Origin of the sequence: Amycolatopsis sp. FBCC-B4732, from assembly GCF_023008405.1 — a bacterium.
In the GTDB taxonomy this organism is placed as follows: Bacteria; Actinomycetota; Actinomycetes; order Mycobacteriales; family Pseudonocardiaceae; genus Amycolatopsis; species Amycolatopsis pretoriensis_A.
Genome location: NZ_CP095376.1, coordinates 412,329 through 436,016 on the forward strand (window position 1 = coordinate 412,329; position 23,688 = coordinate 436,016).

At 71.4% G+C, this 23,688-nt stretch carries 18 protein-coding genes; 9 read left to right on the top strand and 9 right to left on the bottom strand.

Annotation, left to right across the window (positions count from 1 at the left end):
• Positions 1 to 32: 32 nt before the first annotated feature.
• Both MUY14_RS01570 and araD read right to left on the bottom strand, forming a co-directional pair.
• Entirely contained in the window at positions 33 to 1,814 is a 1,782-nt protein-coding gene (locus tag MUY14_RS01570; RefSeq protein WP_247020035.1) for a VanW family protein, read from the bottom strand.
• Between the two features lie 120 nt (positions 1,815 to 1,934).
• Positions 1,935 to 3,647 (bottom strand): L-arabinonate dehydratase, encoded by a 1,713-nt coding sequence (gene araD, locus MUY14_RS01575; RefSeq protein ID WP_247020037.1) that lies wholly within the window; start codon positions 3,645 to 3,647, stop codon positions 1,935 to 1,937.
• 77 nt (positions 3,648 to 3,724) lie between these two features.
• On the opposite strand from araD, the gene MUY14_RS01580 reads away from it, so the two are divergent.
• From MUY14_RS01580 to MUY14_RS01590, 3 genes are read left to right on the top strand one after another with little or no spacing between them, the layout of a single operon-like run.
• Entirely contained in the window at positions 3,725 to 4,378 is a 654-nt protein-coding gene (locus MUY14_RS01580) for a GntR family transcriptional regulator (protein ID WP_247020039.1), read from the top strand.
• Positions 4,375 to 4,878, top strand: coding sequence for a metallophosphoesterase (locus MUY14_RS01585; RefSeq protein ID WP_247020041.1), 504 nt, complete (start codon positions 4,375 to 4,377; stop codon positions 4,876 to 4,878). The genes MUY14_RS01580 and MUY14_RS01585 overlap by 4 nt, the downstream gene beginning before the upstream one ends.
• Before the next feature lie 9 nt (positions 4,879 to 4,887).
• Positions 4,888 to 5,874, top strand: coding sequence for a PHP domain-containing protein (locus MUY14_RS01590; protein ID WP_247020043.1), 987 nt, complete (start codon positions 4,888 to 4,890; stop codon positions 5,872 to 5,874).
• On the opposite strand, the gene MUY14_RS01595 is transcribed toward MUY14_RS01590, so the two are convergent.
• The 3 genes from MUY14_RS01595 to MUY14_RS01605 all read right to left on the bottom strand — a co-directional run bounded on the left by MUY14_RS01595 (position 5,864) and on the right by MUY14_RS01605 (position 8,650).
• Positions 5,864 to 6,499 carry a L,D-transpeptidase gene (locus MUY14_RS01595; RefSeq protein ID WP_247020045.1) on the bottom strand — a complete coding sequence of 212 codons (636 nt, stop codon included), beginning with the start codon at positions 6,497 to 6,499 and terminating at the stop codon, positions 5,864 to 5,866. The two genes, MUY14_RS01590 and MUY14_RS01595, sit on opposite strands and share 11 nt — an antisense overlap.
• 39 nt (positions 6,500 to 6,538) lie before the next feature.
• Complete coding sequence (locus MUY14_RS01600) at positions 6,539 to 7,378, bottom strand: chitosanase (protein WP_247020047.1); 840 nt, start codon at positions 7,376 to 7,378, stop codon at positions 6,539 to 6,541.
• A 681-nt stretch (positions 7,379 to 8,059) separates the two neighbouring features.
• Positions 8,060 to 8,650, bottom strand: coding sequence for a TetR/AcrR family transcriptional regulator (locus MUY14_RS01605; protein WP_247020049.1), 591 nt, complete (start codon positions 8,648 to 8,650; stop codon positions 8,060 to 8,062).
• Positions 8,651 to 8,716: 66 nt separating this feature from the next.
• Between MUY14_RS01605 and MUY14_RS01610 the strand changes: the two genes are divergently transcribed.
• Together MUY14_RS01610 and MUY14_RS01615 are read left to right on the top strand one after the other, a co-directional pair.
• Positions 8,717 to 10,189: an NAD(P)/FAD-dependent oxidoreductase gene (locus MUY14_RS01610; RefSeq protein WP_247020051.1), complete on the top strand. Its 1,473-nt coding sequence runs from the start codon at positions 8,717 to 8,719 to the stop codon at positions 10,187 to 10,189.
• Positions 10,176 to 11,075, top strand: coding sequence for an SDR family oxidoreductase (locus MUY14_RS01615; RefSeq protein ID WP_247020053.1), 900 nt, complete (start codon positions 10,176 to 10,178; stop codon positions 11,073 to 11,075). Before MUY14_RS01610 ends, MUY14_RS01615 begins: the two co-directional genes overlap by 14 nt.
• Here the strand turns inward: MUY14_RS01615 and MUY14_RS01620 are convergent.
• From MUY14_RS01620 to MUY14_RS01630, 3 genes are all read right to left on the bottom strand, one after another.
• A complete protein-coding gene (locus MUY14_RS01620) occupies positions 11,048 to 11,968 on the bottom strand; it encodes a hypothetical protein (RefSeq protein ID WP_247020055.1) in 921 nt (306 codons plus the stop codon). The genes MUY14_RS01615 and MUY14_RS01620 overlap by 28 nt on opposite strands.
• Before the next feature lie 77 nt (positions 11,969 to 12,045).
• Complete coding sequence (locus MUY14_RS01625) at positions 12,046 to 14,145, bottom strand: M4 family metallopeptidase (RefSeq protein WP_247020058.1); 2,100 nt, start codon at positions 14,143 to 14,145, stop codon at positions 12,046 to 12,048.
• Between the two features lie 126 nt (positions 14,146 to 14,271).
• Entirely contained in the window at positions 14,272 to 15,432 is a 1,161-nt protein-coding gene (locus MUY14_RS01630) for a trans-acting enoyl reductase family protein (RefSeq protein WP_247020060.1), read from the bottom strand.
• Positions 15,433 to 15,545: 113 nt separating this feature from the next.
• Here MUY14_RS01630 and MUY14_RS01635 point away from each other — a divergent pair, with 113 nt between their 5' ends.
• The 3 genes from MUY14_RS01635 (at position 15,546) to hrpA (ending at position 21,087) form a co-directional block, all read left to right on the top strand.
• Complete coding sequence (locus MUY14_RS01635) at positions 15,546 to 16,715, top strand: lactate 2-monooxygenase (protein WP_247020063.1); 1,170 nt, start codon at positions 15,546 to 15,548, stop codon at positions 16,713 to 16,715.
• Positions 16,716 to 16,841: 126 nt separating this feature from the next.
• Positions 16,842 to 17,090, top strand: coding sequence for a hypothetical protein (locus MUY14_RS01640; RefSeq protein WP_247020064.1), 249 nt, complete (start codon positions 16,842 to 16,844; stop codon positions 17,088 to 17,090).
• Positions 17,091 to 17,193: 103 nt separating this feature from the next.
• Positions 17,194 to 21,087, top strand: a complete 3,894-nt coding sequence (gene hrpA, locus MUY14_RS01645; protein ID WP_247020066.1) for an ATP-dependent RNA helicase HrpA — start codon at positions 17,194 to 17,196, stop codon at positions 21,085 to 21,087.
• A 9-nt stretch (positions 21,088 to 21,096) separates the two neighbouring features.
• Here hrpA and MUY14_RS01650 read toward each other — a convergent pair whose 3' ends face one another.
• On the bottom strand, positions 21,097 to 21,846 hold the full coding sequence (locus MUY14_RS01650; RefSeq protein ID WP_247020068.1) for a TIGR03084 family metal-binding protein: 750 nt from the start codon (positions 21,844 to 21,846) through the stop codon (positions 21,097 to 21,099).
• A 118-nt stretch (positions 21,847 to 21,964) separates the two neighbouring features.
• On the opposite strand from MUY14_RS01650, the gene MUY14_RS01655 reads away from it, so the two are divergent.
• Positions 21,965 to 23,680, top strand: a complete 1,716-nt coding sequence (locus tag MUY14_RS01655; RefSeq protein ID WP_247020070.1) for a sialidase family protein — start codon at positions 21,965 to 21,967, stop codon at positions 23,678 to 23,680.
• The last annotated feature ends 8 nt before the right edge of the window (positions 23,681 to 23,688 follow it).

Below are 23,688 nucleotides of genomic sequence, written 5' to 3' on the forward strand. Positions count from 1 at the left end.
GCGGACGCCCAGCGTGAACGGCCGTTAGGAGGTCACTGGCCTTCGCCGCACGTGATTTTCGGCTGCGGGTTGTAGTGGACCGTCCGGGTCGAGCGGCTGACTTCGCGGCCGGACGCGGCGTCCTTGAGCACGCGCGTGTCCGTCGTGGTGAAGCCGGGCGCGCCGTTGGACGCGTGGCAGTTCTCCGCCGGGCCCGGCTTGGGCTGCGGGTCGCTCGGGTTCGAGCGGCCGCCGGGGATCGACTCGACCGTGTAGCGCTTGGTGCCCCACAGCTTCACCGTGATCGACGACGGCGACCAGATCGCCTGGATCGCGATGCCGGTGGCCGAGTCGTTGGTGAACTTGAGGTCGATCACGCTGGAGCCGTTGGGGTTCTGGAACACCGTCGCCTCGCGCGCGGCGGGGTAGCGGCTGATGTAGTAGCTGTGTTCCTTGTGCCCGGCGTCCTTCATACCCGCGAAGTAGGACGCGTTGTACAGCGTCGTCGCGAACTGCGAGATGCCGCCGCCGACCTCGCGGCCCGGGGCGCCGTCCTTGATCACGCCCGCCTCGACGTAACCCTGCGGCTTGCCGCGCGGACCGGTGAACCCGTTGAGGCTGAAGGTTTCCCCCGGCTTGACGATGGCGCCGTTCACCTTCTGCGCGACGACGCGGATGTTCGTGCCGGAGTCGGCCGCGAAGCCGCCGGTGGTGAACTCGCCGACGACCTCCTTCACGCCCAGCTGGTTCGCCTGCTCGGTGGTCACCTTGGCCGGCGCGTCCTTGTAGACGGCGGGCACCTCGCGCCCGTCGGTCTTCTTCAGGACGTCGGGCAGCGGCTTGAGGCTCGGGTCCCAGTCGATGGTCCGCCCGTCGGTGGAGGGGGCGACCGTGGGCTTGCCGCCCTCGAAGACGATGGTCGCCTCCTTGCCCTCCTTCTCGGTGGACTTCAGCTGCGGCCCGGCGGCTTCGGCGATCTTGGCGTTGTCGATCTTCGGGTTGAGGCCGCCGCCGTCGGCGGGCTCGAACGTGATCGCCGCGGCGATCGCCTCCGGCTGCACGGTGGCGTTCTTGCCTTCGCCCTTGACCACCAGCGGACCCGAAACGGCGGGCCGCGCGAACTGGTCGAGCGCGGCCTGGACACCTTCGGGGGTGGTGCGGACCGGCGTGCTCGTCACCGGCAGCGCGACGGTCTCGCCTCGCGCCCAGTGCTCGACGACGGCAGTGCTCGCGGCCGGCACGTCGAGCTTCTGCCCGGCCTTCGGCGGCACGGCGACCGGGTTCACGCCCTCGAACTTCACGGTGCCTTCGGCGGGGTCGCGGTCGACCTGGCCGCGCAGCTGCTCCAGCGCGGCGGTGAGCTTGGCGTCCTCGGCGTGGCTGACGACGCCGACCTCGCGGCTGGAGAACAGCGACGACAGGCGCGTGAACGGGTTCAGCGGCTGCTCGCCGGCCTGGTCGAGGGTCTGCGGCCAGTCGAGCTTCAGCCCGGCGAGGGTCGGCGAGAGCGTGCCCTGGACATCGCCCGCCGTCACGGCCAGCGGACGGGTGAGCCGCGGCTCGATCCGGCCGCGCAGCTCCTGCTCGGCGGCGGCGCGGTCCATCCCGCCGACGTCGACGCCGGCCACGGTCACCCCGCGCGGCACGCTGCCCTGGCTGACCAGCAGGTCGATGCCGTAGACCACGACGAGGAAACCGAACACCCCGCCCGCGATCCAGCCGGCTTTGCGCAGGTCGCGCTGCTTCGGGGGCGTGGCTTCCGGCTCGGGCCGGACGACCGGCAGGACGTCCGTCTGCTCACCGTGTGACTCGGGCCAGCGCGGTTCGTACGGCAACTCTCCACCCCTTCAACGCGGCACCGGATCGCGCCGGTGACGGCCTCAGCGTACGGGGCACCCGGACAAGCCGTACGACTCGCCCTAACGGGGGATGAACCGGTCACGGAACGGCCAACCTCACCGCGCGTCGGGCTCGGGATTGTGGCCCGCCCGGGCCAGGAAGTCGAAGTCGCAGCCCTCGTCGGCCTGCGTGATGTGTTCGCTGTAGAGCGCGCCGTAACCGCGTTCGAACCGCGGCGCCGGGGCCACCCAGGACGCCCGCCGTCGCTCGAGCTCCTCATCGGACACCTCGAGCCGCAGTGTCCGGGCGGGAACGTCCAGGGTGATCAGGTCGCCGTCGCGGACCAGCGCGAGCGGGCCGCCGACGTGCGACTCGGGGGCCACGTGCAGCACGCAGGCGCCGTAGCTGGTGCCGCTCATCCGGGCGTCCGAGATCCGGACCATGTCCCGGACGCCCTGCTCGAGCAGGTGCGCGGGGATCGGCAGCATCCCGTACTCGGGCATTCCGGGCCCGCCGAGCGGGCCGGAACCACGCAGCACCAGCACCGAGTCGGCGGTGATGTCGGGGTTGTCGATCCGCTTCTTGAGGTCCGCGTAGTCCTCGAACACCACGGCCGGGCCGGTGTGCGTGAGCAGGTGCGCCTCGGCCGCGATGTGCTTGATGACCGCGCCGGACGGCGCCAGGTTGCCGTGCAGGACGGCGACCCCGCCCTCGGCCGCCACCGGGTTGTCCCGCGGCCGGATGACGTCGTCGTCGTGCACCTGCGCCGCGGCGAGGTTCTCGCCGAGGGTGCGCCCGGTGACGGTGGGCCGGTCGGGGTGCAGCAGGTCGGTCAGCCGCGACAGCAGCCCGGGCAGGCCGCCCGCGTAGTAGAAGTCCTCCATCAGCCAGTCGCCGCCGGGGCGGATGTTCGCGAGCACCGGCACGCGCCGCGCGATGGCGTCGAAGTCGGCCAGCGACAGCGGGATCCCGCTGCGCCCGGCCATCGCGATCAGGTGGATCACGGCGTTGGTCGAGCCGCCCAGCGCGAGCACGGTGGTGATCGCGTCGGCGTACGCGCGCTTGTCCAGCACCTGCGTGATCGTCAGGTCTTCCCAGACCATGCCGACGATCCGCGCGCCGCTCGCCGCGGCCATCCGGTGGTGCGCCGAGTCGACGGCGGGGATCGACGCGGCGCCCGGCAGCGTCACGCCGAGCACCTCCGCGGCCGACGTCATGGTCGAGGCCGTCCCCATCGTCATGCAGTGCCCGGGGGAACGGGCGAGACCTCGCTCCAATTCGGACATTTCCGCGTCGCCGATGAGCCCGGCACGCTTGTCGTCCCAGTACTTCCACATGTCGGTGCCGCTGCCGAGGACTTCGTTGCGCCAGTGCCCGCGCAGCATCGGCCCGGCCGGCACGAAGATCGCGGGCAGCCCGGCGCTCGCCGCGCCCATCAGCAACGCCGGCGTCGTCTTGTCGCAGCCGCCCATCAGGACGGCGCCGTCGATCGGGTAGGACCGCAGGATCTCCTCGGTCTCCATGGCGAGGAGGTTGCGGTAGAGCATCGGCGTCGGCTTCTGGTAGGTCTCCGACAGCGTCGCGACCGGGAACTCCAGCGGGAAGCCGCCGGCCTGCCAGACGCCGCGCTTGACCTGCTCGGCACGTTCGCGCAGGTGCATGTGGCAGGGGTTGATGTCGGACCAGGTGTTGAGGATGCCGACGACCGGTTTGCCGAGGTGCTCTTCCGGGTTGTAGCCGAGCTGGCGGCCGCGGGCGCGGTGGCTGAAATTGCGCAGCTCGTCGCCGCCGAACCAGCGGTGGCTGCGGAGCTCCTCGGGCGTCTTCATGCGATCCAGTATGGCATCTGATATATGATCTCGGGGGCCTGGTTGAATGGGTTCCGACACTAGTGAGGGAGCGCGCCATGACCGGGACGTTCAGCTTGCCGGCCTCCCGGACCGAAGTGGTCCTGGAGGAGATCCGGCGCGGCATCCTCACCCGCGAGCTGGTTCCCGGCCAGCCGCTCGTCGAAGCGGAGCTGGCCGCGCGCCTCGGCGTGTCCAAGACGCCGGTGCGCGAGGCGCTCAAGGTGCTCTCCAACTCCGGGCTGGTGACGTTCAGCCCGTACAAGGGCGCGTCCGTGGTCACGGTCGACGCCGAGCTGGCGAAGTCCGTCTACGACGTCCGGACGGTGCTCGAGCCGGAAGCCGTCCGGCGGACCGTCGAGCGGCGCGACCCCGCCCTGCTCGAGGACGCGGCGGAGGCGCTGAAGGAGGCGTCGTCGGCGATCGCGGACAAGGACCAGGCCGCGCTCAGCCTGCTGAACCGCCGGTTCCACCGCGCCCTCTACCGCGGCTGCGGCAACCCGCTGATGGTCAGCATCCTCGACGACCTCAAGGACCGCGCGGCGCTGATCAGCGTCGTCGGCTGGGAGGCCAACCCCAGCTGGAAGAAGGAGTGGACCGAGCACAAGGCGGTGCTCGCGGCGGCCAAGAAGGGCGACGCCGACGGCGCCGCGGCGCTGCTGCGCGAGCACATCGGCGGCTTCCTGGACCGGGTGCTGAAGGCCATCGGGTGAAGCTGCTCCTCATCTCGGACACGCACCTGCCCGCCCGCGCCCGCGTGCTGCCGCCGCAGGTGTGGGCCGAGGTCGAGGCCGCCGACGTCGTCGTGCACGCGGGTGACTGGGTCGAGGTCGCCCTGCTGGACGAGCTCGAGGCGCGCAGCAAGCGGCTGATCGGCGTCTACGGCAACAACGACGGCGCCGACCTGCGGGCGCGGCTCCCCGAGGTCGCGCGGGCGGACCTCGACGGCGTCCGGCTGGCCGTGATCCACGAAACCGGCGCGAAGCAGGGCCGTGAGCAGCGGTGCGACGCGCAGTTCCCGGACACCGACGTGCTCGTGTTCGGGCACAGCCACATCCCGTGGGACACCGTGGCGCCGTCCGGGTTGCGGCTGCTCAACCCCGGTTCGCCGACCGACCGCCGCCGCCAGCCGCACTGCACGTACCAGACCGCGCGCGTCGAGGACGGCGCTCTGGTGGACGTCGAGCTGCATCAACTGCCCCCGAGGGGGTAGACAGGTCCCATGGATCCGGCATGGGCCTTGCGGGAGATCGCGTTCCAGCTCGAACGCGCGGGGGAACCGACCTACCGCGTCCGGGCGTTCCGGAACGCGGCCGCGACCGTCGACAAGACCGACGCTTCGCAGCTGGCCTCGATGGCGGAGAACGGCACGCTCACCTCGCTGCCCGGCATCGGCAAGGCGACCGCCGGGGTCGTCGAGGACGCGCTGGCCGGGCGCGATCCGGCGTACCGCGCCAAGCTCGTCGAGAAGGAACTGCCGGACGGTGAGCCGCTGCGGTCGGCGCTGCGCGGGGACTGCCACACCCATTCGGACTGGTCGGACGGCGGCAGCTCGATCGGCGAGATGGCCGTCGCGGGGCGGGACCTCGGCCACGAGTGGATGGTGCTGACCGACCACTCGCCGCGGCTGACCGTCGCGAACGGGCTCTCGCCGGACCGGCTGCGAACGCAGATGCAGATCGTCGCGAAGGCCAACGAGTTGATGGCGCCGTTCCGGCTGCTGCACGGCATCGAGGTCGACATCCTCGACGACGGTGCCCTCGACCAGGAGGACGAACTGCTGGGGCAGCTGGACTTCGTCGTCGCGAGCGTGCACTCGAAGCTGCGGATGCCGGCCAGGGACATGACCCGGCGGATGGTGGCGGCGGTCCGGAACCCGCGCACGCGGGTGCTCGGGCACTGCACCGGCCGGCTGGTCGTCGGCCGTGGCCGTCCCGAGTCGGAGTTCGACGCCGAAGCCGTGTTCACCGCGTGCCGCGAGAACGGCGTGGCGGTCGAGATCAACTCCCGGCCGGAGCGGCTCGACCCGCCGATGCGCCTGCTGCGGCTGGCCGCGGAGATCGGCTGCGACTTCACCATCGACAGCGACGCACACGCGCCGGGCCAGCTCGACTGGCTGGGCTACGGCTGTGAGCGCGCGATCAAGGCGGGGATCGGCCCCGAGCGGATCCTCAACACCCGCACGGCCGACGAGCTGGTCAGCCGCTGATCTCGATGACCGGGTGCCGGGCCGGGTCGAGCCAGCGCAGCAGCTCTGCCAGGTCCGCGCCGGGGATCGCGACGCAGCCGGCGGTCGGCTTCCCGTCGGTGACGTGCAGGAAGAACGCCGAACCCGCGCCCGGCACGACCGGTGCGCGGTTGTAGTCGATGACGACGGCGTTGGCGTAGACCGCGCCCGCCTTGCCGAGGTTCTCCCCGGCGGCCTCGTCGAACGGGCACGTGCCGGGAGCGCAGGAGAAGTGCGTGTTGTAGTGCGGGGAAGCGACGTCGGACACCCACCAGTCCGAGGTGGTGACTTCCCGGTAGGGCAGCCGGGTTTGCGCCGGTGCGATGCCGAACGCCTCGGTCAGCGGCCAGACGCCCGCCGGGGTGTGGGACGTCGACTCGCTCGCCTGCCCGACCCCGTTCTTCCCGACGTGCGCTCGAACCGGGCCGTAGGCCTTCGTCCACTCGCCGCCGGTGCGCTGCCAAGCCGTGAGGACGGCGGTGGTCGCGTCCGCCGGATCGGCTCGGACGGTGATGCGCTGTTCCGGCTCGGGCTGCTCCGGCGAGGCGGCCCCGCTGGTCAGCAGCGCGGCCGCGGCCAGCGTGACACCGAGGGATCTCCTGCGCATACCGGAGAGCCTAACGGTGCCACGCGGGCCGCGCCGGGTTCAGTTGATGGTGTAGGAGTCGCCGTAGACCTTCCACTTCAGCGGCGTGTGCAGGTCGAAGTTGCCCGCGTTGAGGAACACCAGCTGCTCGGTGTCGACGCGGGAGGTGTCGGCGTGCGCCTCTTCCTGCTTCATGATGACCTTGCGCGCGGCGAAGAACGCCTTGAGGTAGGTCGCCTCGTCGCCGCCCTGGGCCGGCGTCTTCGCCTTCTTCATCGCGGCCTTGCGGATGCCGCCGAAGCTGTCGGAGCTGTCACCGGGGCCGTGCATGACGATCGCGTCGTAGTAGGCGAACTGGCCGAGGTTGCTGAGGCCGTCCGACTTCCCCTGGCTCACGGCCGGGTTGAAGTAGACGCGGTCGCGCTCGTTGTTCTGCGCGGTCTGGAACGCGCTGGTGGCCGCGGCCTGCTTCCACGCGCTCTCGAACGCCGAGCCGAGGCCGCTGTGCGAATCGGTGCCGTTCACCTTGCGCAGCGCGGGAAGGAACTTCGCGAGCGGGTTGTCCGGGACGGAATTCGTGTACGCCTCGACGAGTTCGAGCATGTCGCCGGTGCCGGAGCAGAACCCGATGATGCCGGCGGTGTACCCGCGGCCGTCACCGATGTCCTCGATGTACTTGTACTGCGCTTTCCAGTCCAGCGACGAGTTTTCCGCGCTGGAGACCAGCTTCATCGCGATCTCCTTCTTCGCCGGCACCGACAGGTCACCGGCGGCTCGGACGCTCGCGCTGGTCACGCTGGTGGTTTCGTTCGCGGCGATCGCGGGGGTGGTGATCACGAGGGCGGCCACGGAGGCGGCGCCGAGCGCGCCGACGAGAACCGGCCGCAACTTCTTGCTCATGGGAGGAGACCCTTTCCGCGGTGTGCGCCGTGGGGGATCACGGCGGTTACGGGTGATGCGGGTGGAGCTGCGGCGTAGCGACACGGTAGCGAAGAGTCAGCGGGCTCCACAAGAGGCGGAATTCGTTCATGTTCGTGAACGGTCCAGACCAGTGCGGGGGTCCGGTTAGGACGGTGGCCGGGGGCTGCGCCGAGGTCGCCACGGGGGCCGATGTCATGAACGACCCTTTCACCGCGTGGGGCGCGGTGAACGACTCGTTCATGACGTTCCGGTGGGCAGGGCGGGCTGGGCGGTCGCGGCTTTGCCGCGGCGACGGAGCGCTGCCCGGGTTCGCGGGCGATGCCGTGAACGACCCTTTCATCGCGTGGGGCGCGGTGAACGACTCGTTCATGACGTTCCGGTGGGCAGGGCGGGCTGGGCGGTCGCGGCTTTGCCGCGGCGACGGAGCGCTGCCCGGGTTCGCGGGCGATGCCGTGAACGACCCTTTCACCGCGTGGGGCGCGGTGAACGACTCGTTCATGACGTTCCGGTGGGCAGGGCGGGCTGGGCGGTCGCGGCTTTGCCGCGGCGACGGAGCGCTGCCCGGGTTCGCGGGCGATGCCGTGAACGACCCTTTCACCGCGTGGGGCGCGGTGAACGACTCGTTCATGACGTCCGGGCGGGCCGGGACGGCCGGGAGGGTCAGCGGGCGCCGGCGAAGAGCCGGATCACGTCCGGGAGCACGTTCACCGGGATCGTCGGGTCGATCGCCCGCTGCACGCCCAGGCCGATGCCCAGGCTGAGCAGGGCCGTCGCGGCGTCGTCGGCCGACATCGGGAGAGTGATCGCGAAGCGCTCGGCGTACCCCGTGAGCAGGCCCGCGATGGTTTCGCGGATGGCCTTGTCGCGCGCGGCCAGTTCGGCGCGCACGTGCGGGTCGCGGCGGGCGTTCGTGGCGAACTCGACCTCCAGCGCGGTCCAGGCCTCGTCGCCGATGCTGCGCTCGGCCCACGCCTGGAACGCCGTGAGCAGCCCCTCCATCCCGTCCGCGCCGGACAGCGCCTCGGCGACCAGTGTGACCTGCTCGTCGTGGATCCGGTCGAGCACCGCGAGGCAGAGCTCGTCCTTGCTGCGGAAGTTCGAGTACACCGCGCCCTTCGAGTAGCCGGCCTCGTCCGCGACCTTCTCCAGCGACGTCACCGAGTAGCCGTCGCGCAGGAAGAGCTCCTTGGCGGTGTCGATCAGCTGCTGCCGGGTGCGTGCCTGGCTTTCCGCGCGGGTGAGTCGGGCCATGCGTGCACTCTAGTCAGGTCCGGGATCGGGGTACCGACAGTATCGAGATACTGTTAGTCTCCGAAAATGGAACAACGCCACTTCGAAGTCCTCGTCGTCGGAGCCGGGGCGTCGGGATTGGGCGCGGCCGTCCGCCTCGGCCAAGCCGGGGTCACCGACCTCGCCGTGCTGGAGAAGGCGGACGCGCTCGGCGGCACCTGGCGCGACAACACCTACCCCGGCTGCGCTTGCGACGTCCCGTCCGCGCTGTACTCCTACTCCTTCGCGCCGAACCCGGAGTGGACGCGCGCGTTCGCCGGGCAGCCGGAGATCCGGGCGTACCTGCACGAGACGGCCGCGCGGTTCGGCGTCACGGAGAAGATCCGGTACGGCGTCGAGGTCACGCGGTCGCAGTGGAATCCCCGGGATGGCCGGTGGGAACTGGAAACTTCGGCCGGCCCGTACACCGCGCGGATCCTCGTCGCCGGCACCGGGCCGTGGCACGAACCGAAGGTCCCGGACCTGCCCGGTCTCGCGGAGTTCCCCGGCGAAGTCTTCCACTCCGCGCGCTGGAACCACGGCTACGACCTGGCGGGCAAGCGCGTCGCGGTGATCGGCACGGGCGCGTCCGCGGTGCAGTTCGTGCCCGAGATCGTGCCGCGGGTGGCGGAGCTGCACCTGTTCCAGCGCACCGCTCAGTGGGTGCTGCCGAAGCCCGACCACCACGTCCCCGGCGTCGAACGGTTCCTGCTCCGGCGGTTCCCGGCGCTGCAGCGGGCGTTGCGCCGGGCGGAATACGGCGCGATGGAGACGCTCGGGTTCGGCTTCCGGCACCCGTGGCTGCTGCGGCAGGTGCAGAAGATCGGCCTCGCGCACCTGCGGCTGACCGTGCGGGACCCGGAGCTGCGCAAGGCGCTGACGCCGGACTACACGCTCGGGTGCAAGCGGCTCCTGATGTCCAACACGTACTACCGGTCGCTCACCGAGTCCCATGTGGACGTCCACGCGACGGGCGTCTCGGCCGTCCGGGACGGGCGCGTGCTCGGCGCGGACGGCTCGTCGGCCGAGGTCGACGCGATCATCTTCGGCACCGGCTTCCACATCCTCGACATGCCGGTGTCGGCGCGCGTGTTCGACGGCGACGGCCGCAGCCTCGACGACCACTGGAAAGGCAGCCCGCGGGCGTACCTCGGGACGACGGTGGCCGGCTTCCCCAACCTGTACCTGCTGCTCGGGCCGAGCCTCGGCACCGGGCACTCGTCGGCGTTCATGATCATGGAAGCCCAGCTGCGGCACACGGTGGCGGCGGTGACCGGGACGCTGCGCTCGGGCTGGGCGTCGGTTTCGGTGCGGGCTTCGGTCCAGGAGGCGTTCAACGCGGACGTCCAGGCGGCGCTGCCGGGCACGGTCTACCAGTCCGGCGGGTGCTCCAGTTATTACACGGACGTCAACGGGCGCAACAGTTTCAGCTGGCCGTTCTCGACCGGACGGCTGCGCTCACAGGTGGGTTCGTTCGACGAGGCGGACTACGAAATCAGGAGGGCCCATGCGGTTCGGTAGCGGCTACCCGGTCATCGACCCGCGCGGCGCGGTCGTCGCGATCACCGGCGGGGCAAGGGGAATCGGCCGCGCGACGGCGGCCGAGTTCGCCGCGCGCGGGGCCACGGTGTGCGTCGGCGACCTGGACACCGTGCCGATCGCGGACGCGCACAGCTTTCCGCTGGACGTGACCGCGCGCGAATCCTTCGACGCCTTCACCGAGGCGGTGACTTCGCGGTTCGGGCGGATCGACGTCCTGGTCAACAACGCCGGTGTGATGCCGCTCGGGGATTTCCTGGCGGAGCCGGACGAGGTCGGCCGGACCACCCTGGACGTCAACGTCCAGGGCGTGGTCAACGGCCTGCGCTCGGTGCTGCCGGGCATGATCGCGCGCGAGCGGGGACACGTGGTGAACGTGGCGTCGATGGCGGGCAAGATCCCGCTGCCGGGCATGGCGGTCTACAACGCGAGCAAGTTCGCGGCGGTCGGCCTGACGGCGGCGGTCCGCCGCGAGTACGCGGCGACGGGGGTGAGCGTGAGCGCGGTGCTGCCCGGCGCCGTGCGGACCGAGTTGTCTTCGGGGGTGCGGCTCGGGGGAGCACTGCCCACAGTGGACCCGGAGGACGTCGCCAAGGCGATCGCGGGCACGCTCCGGACCCGGCGCGCGGAGACGGCGGTCCCGCGGTGGCTGGCGGGCTGGGACCTGCTGGCGGCGATCACCCCGGAACCGGTGATGTCCTGGGCCCGCGGCCTGATCGGCGACGACCGGGCGCTGACGGAACTGGACCCGGCGGGGCGGGCGGCGTACGCGGGCCGGGTCGCGGCCCAGGTGCGGTCACGACAACCCGGCCACCCACCCGACCGGCGGCCGGGCTCGGCTCAGTCCCACTCCCAGACCATCCCGTAGACCCCCGGCTGGGCGTCCAGCACCGCGATGTGGCTGGTCAGGCTGGGCCCCACCGGCAGCTCCCGCGACCGCTCCCCGTCCGGCGAGCCCTCCCGGGGCTGGTGGTAGCGGTAGCAGCGCACCGGCACCGCCGCCGGGTCGAAGGCCGCCTGCAGCACGATCTGGCGGGCCGGTGCGCGCACCCCGAACTGCAGGTAACTCGTCTCCGGCGGCGTCCCCTCGTACCCGAACTCGAAGTCGAACACGTACGTCTCGCCCGCCCGCAGCGGGTAGTCGAAGCGCAGCTCCACGGCCATCAGCTCGGACGCCGGGTCGCGGCGGACGCGGCCGGGGCGGCAGCAGTTCGCCGACCGCAGCACCGGCCGGTGGCCGCCGCCGGTCTGCGGGCGGAAGAAGGAGACCCAGCGGTCGACGCCGTCCTCGCGGCTGGTCACCACCAGCTCCGAACGGACCGAGCGCTCGGTGCGGTCCGGGCCGAGCGTCGCGCGCTGGTGGACCGAGGCCAGCGCCAGGCGGGCGTTGCCGTCGAGGTCGATGCCGTCGCAGGAGGCCAGCTCCGTCGGCTCGGACCCCAGCGCGCTGGCCAGGCTGACCCCGCCGGGCCACGGCGTGCGCTCGCGGGGGCGCGCGACCAGCGTCGTCAACGCGTCCGCGGGCAGGCCGAGGCACCCTTCCGCGACGCCGACCGCGTGCAGCGAGCGGTGCCCTTCCGGGTGACGCCGGCCGCGGCGCCAGTAGCTCAGCGTCGCCAGGCTGACCTGGGCGCCGTGCGTGGCCATCCGTCGCTGGAGTGCTTCCAGGCTCAGCCCGCGGTGCCGGATCGCCGCGTCGAACGCCACCTCGAACGGTCCTTCCCGGACCGCGGTGGCGACTTCCGCAGGCAGCGCTTCCATCGGGTAAGCATGAATTCTCGCGGAACACCGCGCAACGAGGCCTGCCACCAAAGTAGGTGACAGGCCTCGCCGGGGGATCAACTGACCGTGAGCGCGGTGTCGTCCACGGCGAACGACGTCTGCAGGGACTGGTCCTCGGTCCCGGCGAACTTCAGCGTGACCGTCTGCCCGGCGAACGACGACACGTCGATCGTCTTCTGGACGTAGGCCGAGTTGCGGTCGAGGTTCGAGTACGTCGCCAGCGTCGTCGAGCCGAGGGACACGACGAGCTTGTCGTAGGCGACGTTCTCGGTCTCACCGGTCCACACGCGCAGCCAGAACGTCAGGCTGGCGCGGCAGTTCGCGGGGATCGTCACCGACTGCGAAACCGTGTCGGTGTGCGCCGAACCCCAGCCGCCGAGCCACGAGCCGTAGCTGCCCGAGCGCGCCGGCGCCTGGCTGCCCCACTGGCCGATCGTGGTGTTCGGGTCGGTCCACGACGCCTGGCCCGACTCGAAGCCCGGGTTCTGCACCTGCTGCCCGCTGCACCCGCCCGGGGGAGGCGTGGTCGTGGTCGGCGGGGTGGTCGTCGTCGGGGGAGTGGTGGTGGTCGGCGGGGTGTCCGTGCACGTCGGGTCGCCGGACTGCGCCGGCACGCTCACCGCGTTCCACGCCGCCTTGACCGTGTTGAACTCGGTGCAGCTGCCCGGGTACAGGTTCTTCGCGGCCTGCAGCGTCCACGTGCGGTAACGCAGGTAACCGCTGCCGGACGTCTTCAGCTGGACGGCGCCGTGCATGATGTTGATCGCCTTGCGGATGCCCAGACCGGTCACCGAGGTGTTGTTGCACGTCGAGCTGGCCGGCTGCCCGTTCGTCGGGTTGCTGCCCTCGGCCAGCAGGTAGAACCAGTGGTCGCCGGGCCCGGCCGCCTTGTGCACCTCCGCGTTCGGGGTCGAACTGGAGTAGCAGTTCGGGTCGCCGACCTTCGACGGGTCGTACATGTAGCGGATCGCGCCGGTGCCGACCAGGTTGACCTCCTCGCCGATCGCGTAGTCCGGCGGGTCGTACTGCGACGGCTCGTTCGCGTAGAACTCCGTCGCGGTGCCGAAGGTGTCGGCGATGAACTCCTGCGTGCCGCCGCCGGAGAAGCCGCCGGAGCCGGAGTAGTCGTCGATGCCGTGGCCCATTTCGTGGCCCAGGATGTCGAGCGAGCCGACCCATTCGCCGCTCGGGTTGTGCCCGAGGTTCACGTAGGCCGGGCGCGAGTTGTAGTAGTACGCGTTTTCGTCGTCGAGGCCGACGCGGATCTTCCACGCGCCGCCGTTGCCGGTGAAGCCGTTGCGGCCCACCCATTCCGAAAGCATCTTCTTTTCGGTCTGCGCGACGAACAACGCGTCCGCGCAGCCGGTTTCGATGTTCGTTCCGCTGCCGTTGCCCCAGCTGTCGTCCGGTCCGGTGAGGACGGCGTCGCTGCTGTAGTTGCGGCAGTCCAGGTTGGCCGTGTTCGGGTCGGCCATCGAGTACGTGCTGCCGGACTTCGTGGTGTTGAGCGCGAGCGGCGACGGGCCGTTCCACTTGCCGGTGCCGGTACCCGCGGCGACGTGCTGCACGCTCCGCAGCACCCGGCCGTCCACGGCGTCGACGTAGACGCTCAGGCTGCTCGGCTCGCCGTGCTCGTCGGTGCCTTCGACGTTGCTTTCGTAGGCCAGCCGCCCGCTGCCGTCGGCCACCACGACGAGCTTGCCGCCGGGCAGGCTCTTCGGCCCGCGAACCTGCTTGCGGGCGACGGCCTCGGCCTGCTGCGCGGACAGCTTGGCGCCGCGGACGTCGAGGTCGCCGAGTGCTTGCTGCTGCGCGACCGACGTCGTCTTCACGGTGCCGGCGGCGTCGGTGGCGATGACCAGGTCGCCGCCGATCACGGGCAGGCCGTCGTAGGTGCGGTCGTAGACGACGTACGACAGGCCGCCGGCGGACCGCACGTCCCGCTGGACGAACTTGTCGTGCGTGCCGGTGAACAGCGCGGCGGGGCGGGCCGCGACCAGGCTCGCGGCGGCGCCGGTGGCGTTGGCCTGCGCCTGCGCGGCGGAGGGCGGCGGTTCGGGCGCGGGCTGCGCGGGCGCGGCGACGGCGATGCCGACCACCACCATGCCCGCCGCCGTGGCGCCGCCGAGCGCGGCGAACCGTTGCGGCAATCTCATGACGCTCCTTGGAAAAACGCGAAGGGGAGGGGAGAACCCGATCGACGCTAATCGCGGAGCAGGGGCGTCAGAAGATTCATCACAGCACCGGATTTTCACGCCCGCCGCTGTGAAAGCGTGAAAACCTCAGAGCGTCTCGAAGCGAATGCCCGCCTTGACGAGGCGGTCGATGAGCGCGTCACCCATCGCGGTCGCCGTGGTCACCTGGCCCGCCGTTTCCGGGAGTTCGTCGGTCGCCAGGCACAACGCCGATTCCGCGAGCATCTTCGCCGTCTCGTCGTAGCCGGGGTCGCCGCCGGACACCTCGGTGACGACCCGCGAGCCGCCGCCTTCGCCGATGAACCGCACCGAGAACCACGACCGCGCGCGGCGCTCGGGGCTCGGCCCGCCGCCGGGCGCGAGCAGCCGCGACAGCGCCCGCCGCGCCGGCGGTACCTGCGCCGCGGCGAGCAGGGCACCCGCACCCGCCACGCCACCGGCCAGCACCGGCAGGTGCTTGACCGCGGCGAAGTGCCGGTAGGTGAAGTCGGGTCCGTAGCGCTCGGACGCGGCCGCCGACCGGCGGACGACCTCGGGGTCGATGGTCGGCAGCGGCACCGCCCACCAGCCGGGGTCGGCGACGCGGTGCGGGCGCCCGAGCGGGGCGTGCGCGAACCGGCCGGCGGGCCGGGGCTCGGCCGCGGCCCGTTCACGAGCGACCCGGGCCCCGGCCGGCAGCCGGGACATGATGGTCAGCGCGCTGAGGAACGTGCCCCCGGACGGCATCCCGCCGGCCCGCACGTAACCGTCGATCTGCAGCGGCACGCCCTCGGGCAGCTGCCGCACGGTGAACCACGCGCCGAGGTCGTGCGGGATGGAGTCGAAGCCGCACGCGTGCACCAGCCGCGCGCCGGTCTCGCGGGCGCGCCGGTCGTGCGCCAGGTACATCCGGTCGACGAACTCGGGTTCGCCGGTGAGGTCGACGTAGTCGGTGCCCGCCTCGGCGCACGCCGCCACCAGCGGTTCGCCGTGCGTCAGGTACGGCCCGACGGTCGTGATGACCACTTTCGCCGATTCAGCTACGGCCCGCAGCGCCTCGGGATCCGCTGAGTCGGCGATCAGCAGGTCGAGCGCGGCGAACCGGTCGTCGATGGCCGCCAGCCGGGCCCGGACGGCTTCGAGCTTGCCGCGATTGCGCCCGGCGAGGGCCCAGCGCAGGTCGGCGGGCGCGTGGCGGGCCAGGTATTCGGCGGTCAGCCCGCCGGTGAACCCGGTGGCACCGAACAGGACCACGTCGTGCGCGCGCATGTCACTCCTCATCGTCCGACGTCGGGCCCGCTCAGGTTACCCGCCGGTCAGTTCGCGGCGCCGGGTGGAAGTACCGGCGAGTACAGTGCCCCCTCGAACGCGAGGAGGAGCCCGTGACCGAACGCTTCGGCAGCTACCAGAACGAGATCTACCTGCAGGGACTCGGGGGTCAGCTGCCGCCGTGCTCGACCGACGCGACCAAGCTCGAGGCGTCGGCCCGCGAGGTCATGGCCCCCGGTCCGTTCTCCTACGTCGCCGGCGCGGCCGGTTCCGGCGCGACCGCGCGCGCCAACCGCGAGGCGTTCGACCGCTGGCGCGTCGTCCCGCGGATGCTGACCGGCGCCACCGAGCGCGACCTGGCCACGACGGTGCTCGGCACCCGGCTGCCCGCCCCGGTGGCCGTCGCGCCGGTCGGCGTCCAGTCGATCGTGCACCCGGACGCCGAGTCCGCGACCGCCCGTGCCGCCGCGTCGATCGGGCTGCCGTTCATCCTCTCCACGGCGTCGTCGACGAGCATCGAGGACGTCGCCGCGGCCAACGGCGACGGCCCGCGCTGGTTCCAGCTGTACTGGCCCGGTGACGCGGACGTCTGCGCGAGCCTGCTTTCCCGCGCGAAGAGCGCGGGGTACACGGCGCTGGTCGTCACGCTCGACACGTGGACGCTGGCCTGGCGACCGTCCGATCTGGACCAGGCGTACCTGCCGTTCCTCAAGGGCGAGGGGTGCGCGGTCCCCTTCACCGACCCGGTGTTCCGCGGCCTGCTGGAGAAGACCCCGGAGGAAGACCTGAACATGGCGATCCTGCGCTGGATCGGCATGCTCACCGGCACCGACCGGACGTGGGACCAGCTGCCGTTCCTGCGCGAGCACTGGGACGGCCCGATCGTGCTCAAGGGCATCCAGCACGTCGCCGACGCGCGCCGTGCGGCCGAGGCCGGCATGGACGGCATCGTGGTCTCGAACCACGGCGGCCGCCAGGTCGACGGCGCGATCGGCGCGCTGGAAGCGCTGCCCGGCATCGTCGCGGCGGTCGGCGACCGGCTGGAGGTCCTCTTCGACTCGGGCGTCCGCACCGGCTCGGACGTGCTCAAGGCACTGGCGCTGGGCGCGCGGGCGGTCCTGGTCGGCCGCCCGTGGGTGTACGGCCTGGCGCAGGCCGGCGAGGACGGCGTCCGCCACGTGCTGCGGAGCCTGCTGGCGGACTTCGACCTGACCATGGGGTTGTCGGGCCACCGGACGCTCGCGGACCTCGGCCCGGACTCGCTCCAGCGGAGCGCGAGGTAACGAATCGGGAAACCCCGCGACAGGGCCGGGACGGCCGGTTAACCTTCGGTCCCAATCGTGGGCCGTCGGGGGCGGCCTGCTCCCGTTTTCCTTTCCCGTTGGGGGTTTTCCATGGCCGGAATCGCCATGCGCATCGGTGTCATCTTCGCTGTCCTCGGCTTCGGCTCGCTCATCCTCGAGCAGTTCGACTACGAGTTCCGGCTCATCGCCTGGGCTTCGGACATGCAGCCGTTCTTCGGCATCGGCCTCGGCGTCGTCGGCCTCGCGCTGGTCGGCGTCTCGGCGCTGCTCAACCGCGCCAAGGCCACGCCGCCGCAGCCGGCGCCGGGCACGCCGCAGCAGCAGTACCCGCAGCAGCCCGGCCAGCCCGGCTGACGCCTGACCCGGGCGCCCCTCGGGGCGCCCGGGGTGGGCCGGGTCACGCGAGCGGGATATTGGGAGGCCCGGGTCGTGACGCACGGCTATCCTCGGTCCGAGAATGTCCACGCCATCCCCCTTCGCAGAACTGCGGGCGCGCCTGCCCGAGCTGATGCCGCGCGACGAACTGCGTCTGCGCCGCCGGCTCGACGGTGCCCGCAAAGCCCGTGACCGCGATGCCGCCCTCGCCCAGATCTCCGCCGACGTCGAGAAGGCCGAGCTGCGCGTGCAGTCGCGGCGCGAGAGCGTGCCCAAGATCGAGTTCCCCGAAGAGCTGCCGGTCAGCAGGCTCAAGGGCGAGATCGCGGCCGCCATCGAGAAGCACCAGGTCGTGATCGTCGCGGGAGAGACCGGCTCGGGCAAGACCACCCAGCTGCCGAAGATCTGCCTCGAGCTCGGCCGCGGCATCCGCGGGCAGATCGGGCACACCCAGCCCCGCCGGCTCGCCGCGCGCACGGTCGCCGACCGGATCGCCGGCGAGCTGAAGACCGAGCTCGGCGACACCGTCGGCTACAAGGTCCGGTTCACCGACCAGTCCGGGCAGGACACGCTGGTCAAGCTGATGACCGACGGCATCCTGCTCGCCGAGATCCAGACCGACCGCTCGCTGCGCCAGTACGACACGCTGATCATCGACGAGGCCCACGAGCGCAGCCTCAACATCGACTTCATCCTCGGCTACCTCAAGCAGCTGCTGCCGCGCCGCCCCGACCTCAAGGTCATCATCACCTCGGCCACCATCGACCCGGAGCGCTTCTCCCAGCACTTCGACGACGCGCCGATCGTCGAGGTCTCCGGCCGGACGTACCCGGTCGAGACGCGCTACCGGCCGCTCGTCGACCCCGACGACCCGGAGGGCGACGACGAGCGGGACCAGACCCAGGGCATCCTCGACGCCGTCGAGGAGCTGTGCGCCGAGGGACCCGGCGACATCCTCGTGTTCCTCTCCGGCGAGCGCGAGATCCGCGACACCGCGGACGTGCTCAACCGCGCGGACCTGCGCGGCACCGAGGTCCTGCCGCTGTACGCGCGGCTGTCGGCGGCCGAGCAGCACCGCATCTTCCAGTCCCACGCCGGGCGGCGCGTGGTGCTCGCGACCAACGTCGCCGAGACGTCGCTGACCGTGCCGGGCATCAAGTACGTCGTCGACCCGGGCACGGCGCGGATCTCCCGCTACAGCCACCGGACCAAGGTGCAGCGGCTGCCGATCGAACCGGTGTCGCAGGCGTCGGCGAACCAGCGCAAGGGCCGCTGCGGCCGCACGTCCGACGGCATCTGCATCCGGCTCTACTCCGAAGAGGACTTCGAGAGCCGCCCGGAGTTCACCGACCCCGAGATCCTGCGGACCAACCTGGCGTCGGTCATCCTGCAGATGACGTCGCTGGGGCTGGGCGACATCGCCGCGTTCCCGTTCGTCGAGCCGCCGGACCGCCGCCAGGTCGCCGACGGCATCGGCCTGCTGCAGGAGCTGGGCGCGTTCGACAGCGCGGCCGCCGGGAACAGCGACCGGCGCCTCACCGACACCGGCCGCAAGCTCGCGCAGCTGCCGGTCGACCCGCGGATGGGCCGGATGGTCCTGGAAGCGGCAAAGAACGGCTGCGTCCGCGAGGTCATGATCATCGCCGCCGCACTGTCCATCCAGGACCCGCGCGAGCGGCCGGCGGACAAGCAGCAGGCGGCCGACGCCCAGCACGCGCGCTTCGCCGACCCGACGTCGGACTTCCTCGCCTACCTCAACCTGTGGGAGTACGTCGCCGAGCAGCAGAAGGCGTTGTCCGGCAACCAGTTCCGCCGGATGTGCCGCACCGAGTACCTGAACTACCTGCGCCTGCGGGAGTGGCAGGACATCTTCAGCCAGCTGCGCCAGCTGGCCAAGCCGCTCGGCATCTCGCTGAACACGAACGCGTCCCCGGTGGACCCGCAGCGCGTGCACACGTCGCTGATCGCCGGGCTGTTGTCGCACATCGGGCTCAAGGATCCCGCGAAGGGCGACTACCTGGGCGCGCGCGGCGCCCGCTTCGGCGTGTTCCCCGGCTCGGCGCTGTTCAAGAAGCAGCCGCGCTGGGTGATGTCGGCCGAGCTGGTCGAGACGTCGAGGCTGTGGGCGCGGGTCAACGCGCGCATCGAGCCCGAATGGGTCGAGCCGCTGGCCCAGCACGTCGTCAAGCGGAACTACTCCGAGCCGCACTGGGAACGCAAGCAGGGCGCGGTGATGGCGACGGAGAAGGTGACGCTCTACGGCGTCCCGCTGATCGCCGACCGCCGCGTCAACTACGGCCGGATCGACCCGGAAGTGTCGCGGGCGATGTTCATCCGGCACGCGCTGGTCGAGGGCGATTGGCAGACGCGGCACCACTTCTTCGCCGAGAACCGGGCGCTGCTGGAAGAGGTCGAGGACCTCGAGAACCGGGCGCGGCGCCGGGACATCCTCGTCGACGACCAGACGCTGTACGAGTTCTACGACTCCCGGGTCCCGGACGACGTCGTTTCGGTGCGGCACTTCGACAGCTGGTGGAAGAAGGCCCGGCACGAGCAGCCGGACCTGCTGTCGTTCGAGAAGTCCATGCTCATCAACGAAACCGCGGGCGGCGTGCGGGAGTCGGACTACCCCGACTCGTGGACGCAGGGCACGCAGGTCTTCAAGCTGACCTACCAGTTCGAGCCGGGCGCGGACGCCGACGGCGTCACCGTGCACGTCCCGCTGCCGGTGCTGAACCAGGTGACGCCGGACGGGTTCGACTGGCAGGTACCGGGTCTGCGCGAAGAGCTGGTCACCCAGCTGATCAAGTCGCTGCCGAAGGCGTTGCGGCGCAACTTCGTCCCGGCGCCGGACACGGCCAAGTACGTCCTTTCGCGAGTGTCCCCTTCGGACGGTCCGCTGCTGGAGGTGCTCGGGCGCGAGCTCCGGGCGCTGCGCGGGATCACGGTGCCGTACGCGGACTGGGACCTTTCGTCGGTGCCGGAGCACCTGAAGACGACGTTCCGCGTGGTCGACGAGCGCGGCAAGAAGGTGGCCGAGGGCAAGGACGTCGAAGCGCTGCAGCGGCAGCTGGCCCCGAAGGTCCGCGAGACGATCTCGAAGGCGGCCAACACGCTGGAGAAGGCCGGGCTGACGAAACCGTCGTTCGGCTCGCTGCCGAAGGTGTTCGAGTCGACCCAGCGCGGCCACGACGTCAAGGCGTACCCGGCACTGGTCGACGAAGGTGCGTCGGTGGCGGTGCGCATGCTGGACACCCCGGGCCAGCAGGCTCATGCGATGTGGTCGGGCACGCGGCGGATGCTGCGGCTGAACCTGAACTCGCCGATGAAGTTCATCACGAGGTCGCTGTCCAACTCCTCGAAGCTGGTGCTGAACCGCAACCCGCACGGCAGCGTCGCGGCCCTGCTCGAAGACTGCGTCGACTGCGCGGTGGACGCGCTGATGACCGCCGGCGGCGGCCCGGTCTGGGACGAGACCGGGTTCAAGGTGCTGCTGGAGAAGGTCCGCGCCGGCCTGCACCCCGAGGTCCTCGGCGTGCTGACGGACGTCGAGAAGATCCTCCGCGCGGCGAACGACGTCGAGGTCCTGCTGCCGGCCACGCGCGGTCCCGCGGAGTCGCTCGCCGACATCCGCGCGCAGCTCGCCGCGCTGATCTACCCGGGTTTCGTGACGGAGACGGGTGCCTCGCGGCTGCGGAACCTCGTGCGTTACCTGCAGGGCATCTCGCGCCGGCTGGAGAAGCTGCCCACGGAGCCGACGCGCGACCTGCAGCGCACCGCCGACGTCGCGTGGATCCAGGCCGAGTACGCCGACGCGCTGGCCTCGCTGCCGCCGGGCACGTCGTCCCCGGCGTTGCGCGAGGTGCGGTGGATGATCGAGGAGCTGCGGGTTTCGTTCTTCGCGCAGACCTTGGGGACGGCCCACCCGGTGTCGCTGAAGCGGATCACGAAGGCGATCGACGACGCCCTGGCGTGAGCCCCGGTCTCAGAGGAAGACGCGCGCGATGTCGAGCCACTCGTCCGCGTCTTCGCCGACCGCGGTGAGGCCGGTTTCGGCGCGGGACCGGCGGTGGGTGACCCGGAGGCAGAAGTCGAGCGCGCTGCCCTGCACGCGTTGCGCGGCGTCTTCGGGACCCCAGGTCCAGAGCTCGCCGCCGGGACCGGTGAGCTCGACGCGGAACGGCTCGCCCGGCATCGGCGACTGCGCCGCGGAGAACGACAGCTCCCGCCCGGCGACGCCCAAGGCGGCGACGTGCCGGAGCCGCCCGGTGGGCCGGTGCACGACGCCGAGCGCGTCGAAGACGTCCTGGCCGTGCGCCCAGGTTTCCATCAGCCGGAGCGGCACCATCAGGACCGCGGTGACCTGCGAGCCGAACCAGGGGAAGGTGTGGTCCAGCGGCACGTCGCCGAGCGCGTCCGCGAGTTCGGCCCGGCCGCCGCGCCAGCGTTCGAGCAGCTCCGGCCGCGGTTCGGCGGCGCCCGCCGCGGCATCGAGGTCGGCGTCCTTCGGCACGACGTCGAAGGCTTCGGGCGTGCGGATGGCGGTGAGCACGTTGGCGTCGGCCGCGGCGAGGTGGGCGAGCTGGTGCGCGATCGTCCAGCCTTCGGCCGGGGTCGGCCGGGACCAGTCGGGCTCCGTCGAGACCAGGGCGTCGAGCTCGTCGCCCTCGGCCACCAGGTCCTGGAGTGCGCGTTCGCGCGGTACCGCGGAGAGGTCGAGCCCGTAGTCGATCATCGCCGTTCAGGCTACCGGAAGTGCGGTTTGTCCGGCTCCGGACTTCCGTCGGTTGACCGGGTGCGGGCACGCGAGAAGCCTGGTCCGGCCGGAGACCCTCCTGGGAAAGGACCGTCCGATGTCCTTGGGTGTTTCGTCCGCCAAGCGAAGAATCTTCGCCACGCTCACCGCTCTCCTCTTGCCGCTCGCCGTCGTGCTCGCCCCGGCCGCGCAAGCCGCCGAGCCGCGGCACGACGTGCCGAACCCGTTGCTCAAAGAACGTTTCGCCGAGGGGGAAGAGGAGGACGGCGACGACCCCGCGCTGTCCGCGCTCTGCCAGACCTACATCGGCAAGCCGAACCCGTACCGGCCGCTGGTGCCCAACCGCGACGTCATCGACGGCGACACCATCGTGCCGACCGGCAGCCAGACCGGCTGCAGCACCGCCCAGAACGAAACGACCATCGCCGTCAACCCCGAGAACCCGCGCAACATCGTCGCCGGGTCCAACGACTACCGGCTCTACAACACCCGCGAGTCTCGCAACGACTCCGGCGGTTTCGCCTACACCTCGTTCGACGGCGGCAAGACCTGGGCGAACGTTCGGCTGCCGCACCTGGACTTCCCGACCGGGGCGGCCGCGCCACTGTCGTACATGGACGCGGCGGGCGACCCGGCCATCGCGTTCGGACCGCACAACACCGTCTACTACTCGACGCTCGTCTTCAGCCGGGCCGCGGTCCCGGACGACCAGCAGCAGGCCAGCGGCATCGCCGTGTCGGTGTCGCACGACGGCGGGCGCAGCTTCGGCGACCCGGCGATCCTGCACCTCGACGGCGTCACGCCGGCCGGCACCCCGACGCCCGCGAACATCTTCAACGACAAGGAGTGGATCGCCGCCGACCCCGTGTCGGGCACGGTGTACGTCACCTGGACGCAGTTCACCTACGACGCCGCCGGCAACTTCGTCGAATCGCCGATCGTGCTGTCGAAGTCCGGCGACTTCGGCCGGACGTGGTCGCCGGCGCGCCGTGTTTCGCCGTCGTTGACCGGCTTCCCGGGCGGCATCACGCCGTTCGGCAGCGGGTCGAACCCGGTGGTCACCCGCGACGGGACGCTCCAGATCGCCTACGAGACGTCGGTGTGCGCCACGGCGGCGTGCGACCGGCCGGCCGACCACGACGCCATCGTCGTGGCGACTTCGCGTGACGGCGGCCGGACCTTCCGGCACGCCGAGGTGGGGCTCGACTTCGACTTCCCGGTCGACGAAGGCGTCGCCAACAACGCGTTGACCGGGGAAAACTTCCGGGTCAACAGCTTCCCGCAGCTGGCGTACGACCGGGTGACCGACCACCTCTGGGTGACCTGGGCCGACGACCGCCACGGCACCTACCGCGACGGCGAGTCGGTCAAGACGGACGGGGACGCCTTCCTGAGCGGCTCCGACGGCCGGCACGGCTGGTCGGCGCCGGTGAAGATCGGCACGGGCGCCGACGAGGTGTTCCCAGCCGTCGCCGCGCTGGCCGGACGCGTGGCGGTCACCTTCTACACGCGCGCCTACGACCCGCACGGCATCGGCCTGGACTACGCCTACGCCACCGGGTGGGGCGACGGGGCCGGCACGGCCCCGATCCGGCGGATCACCACGCAGACGTCGAACCCGCAGGTGCAGTTCGTGGCGGCCGGCGCGGTCACCGGGAAGGAGCTCCAGGGCGTGTTCATCGGCGACTACACCGCGGCCGCGGTCGGCGCCGACTTCCGGCTGTACCCGTGCTGGACCGACTTCCGCGGCAACCCGGGCCGGACCCTGCCGAACCAGGACGTCGTGACGCAGCCGCTTTCGATGTTCCCTTGAGGTGCGGG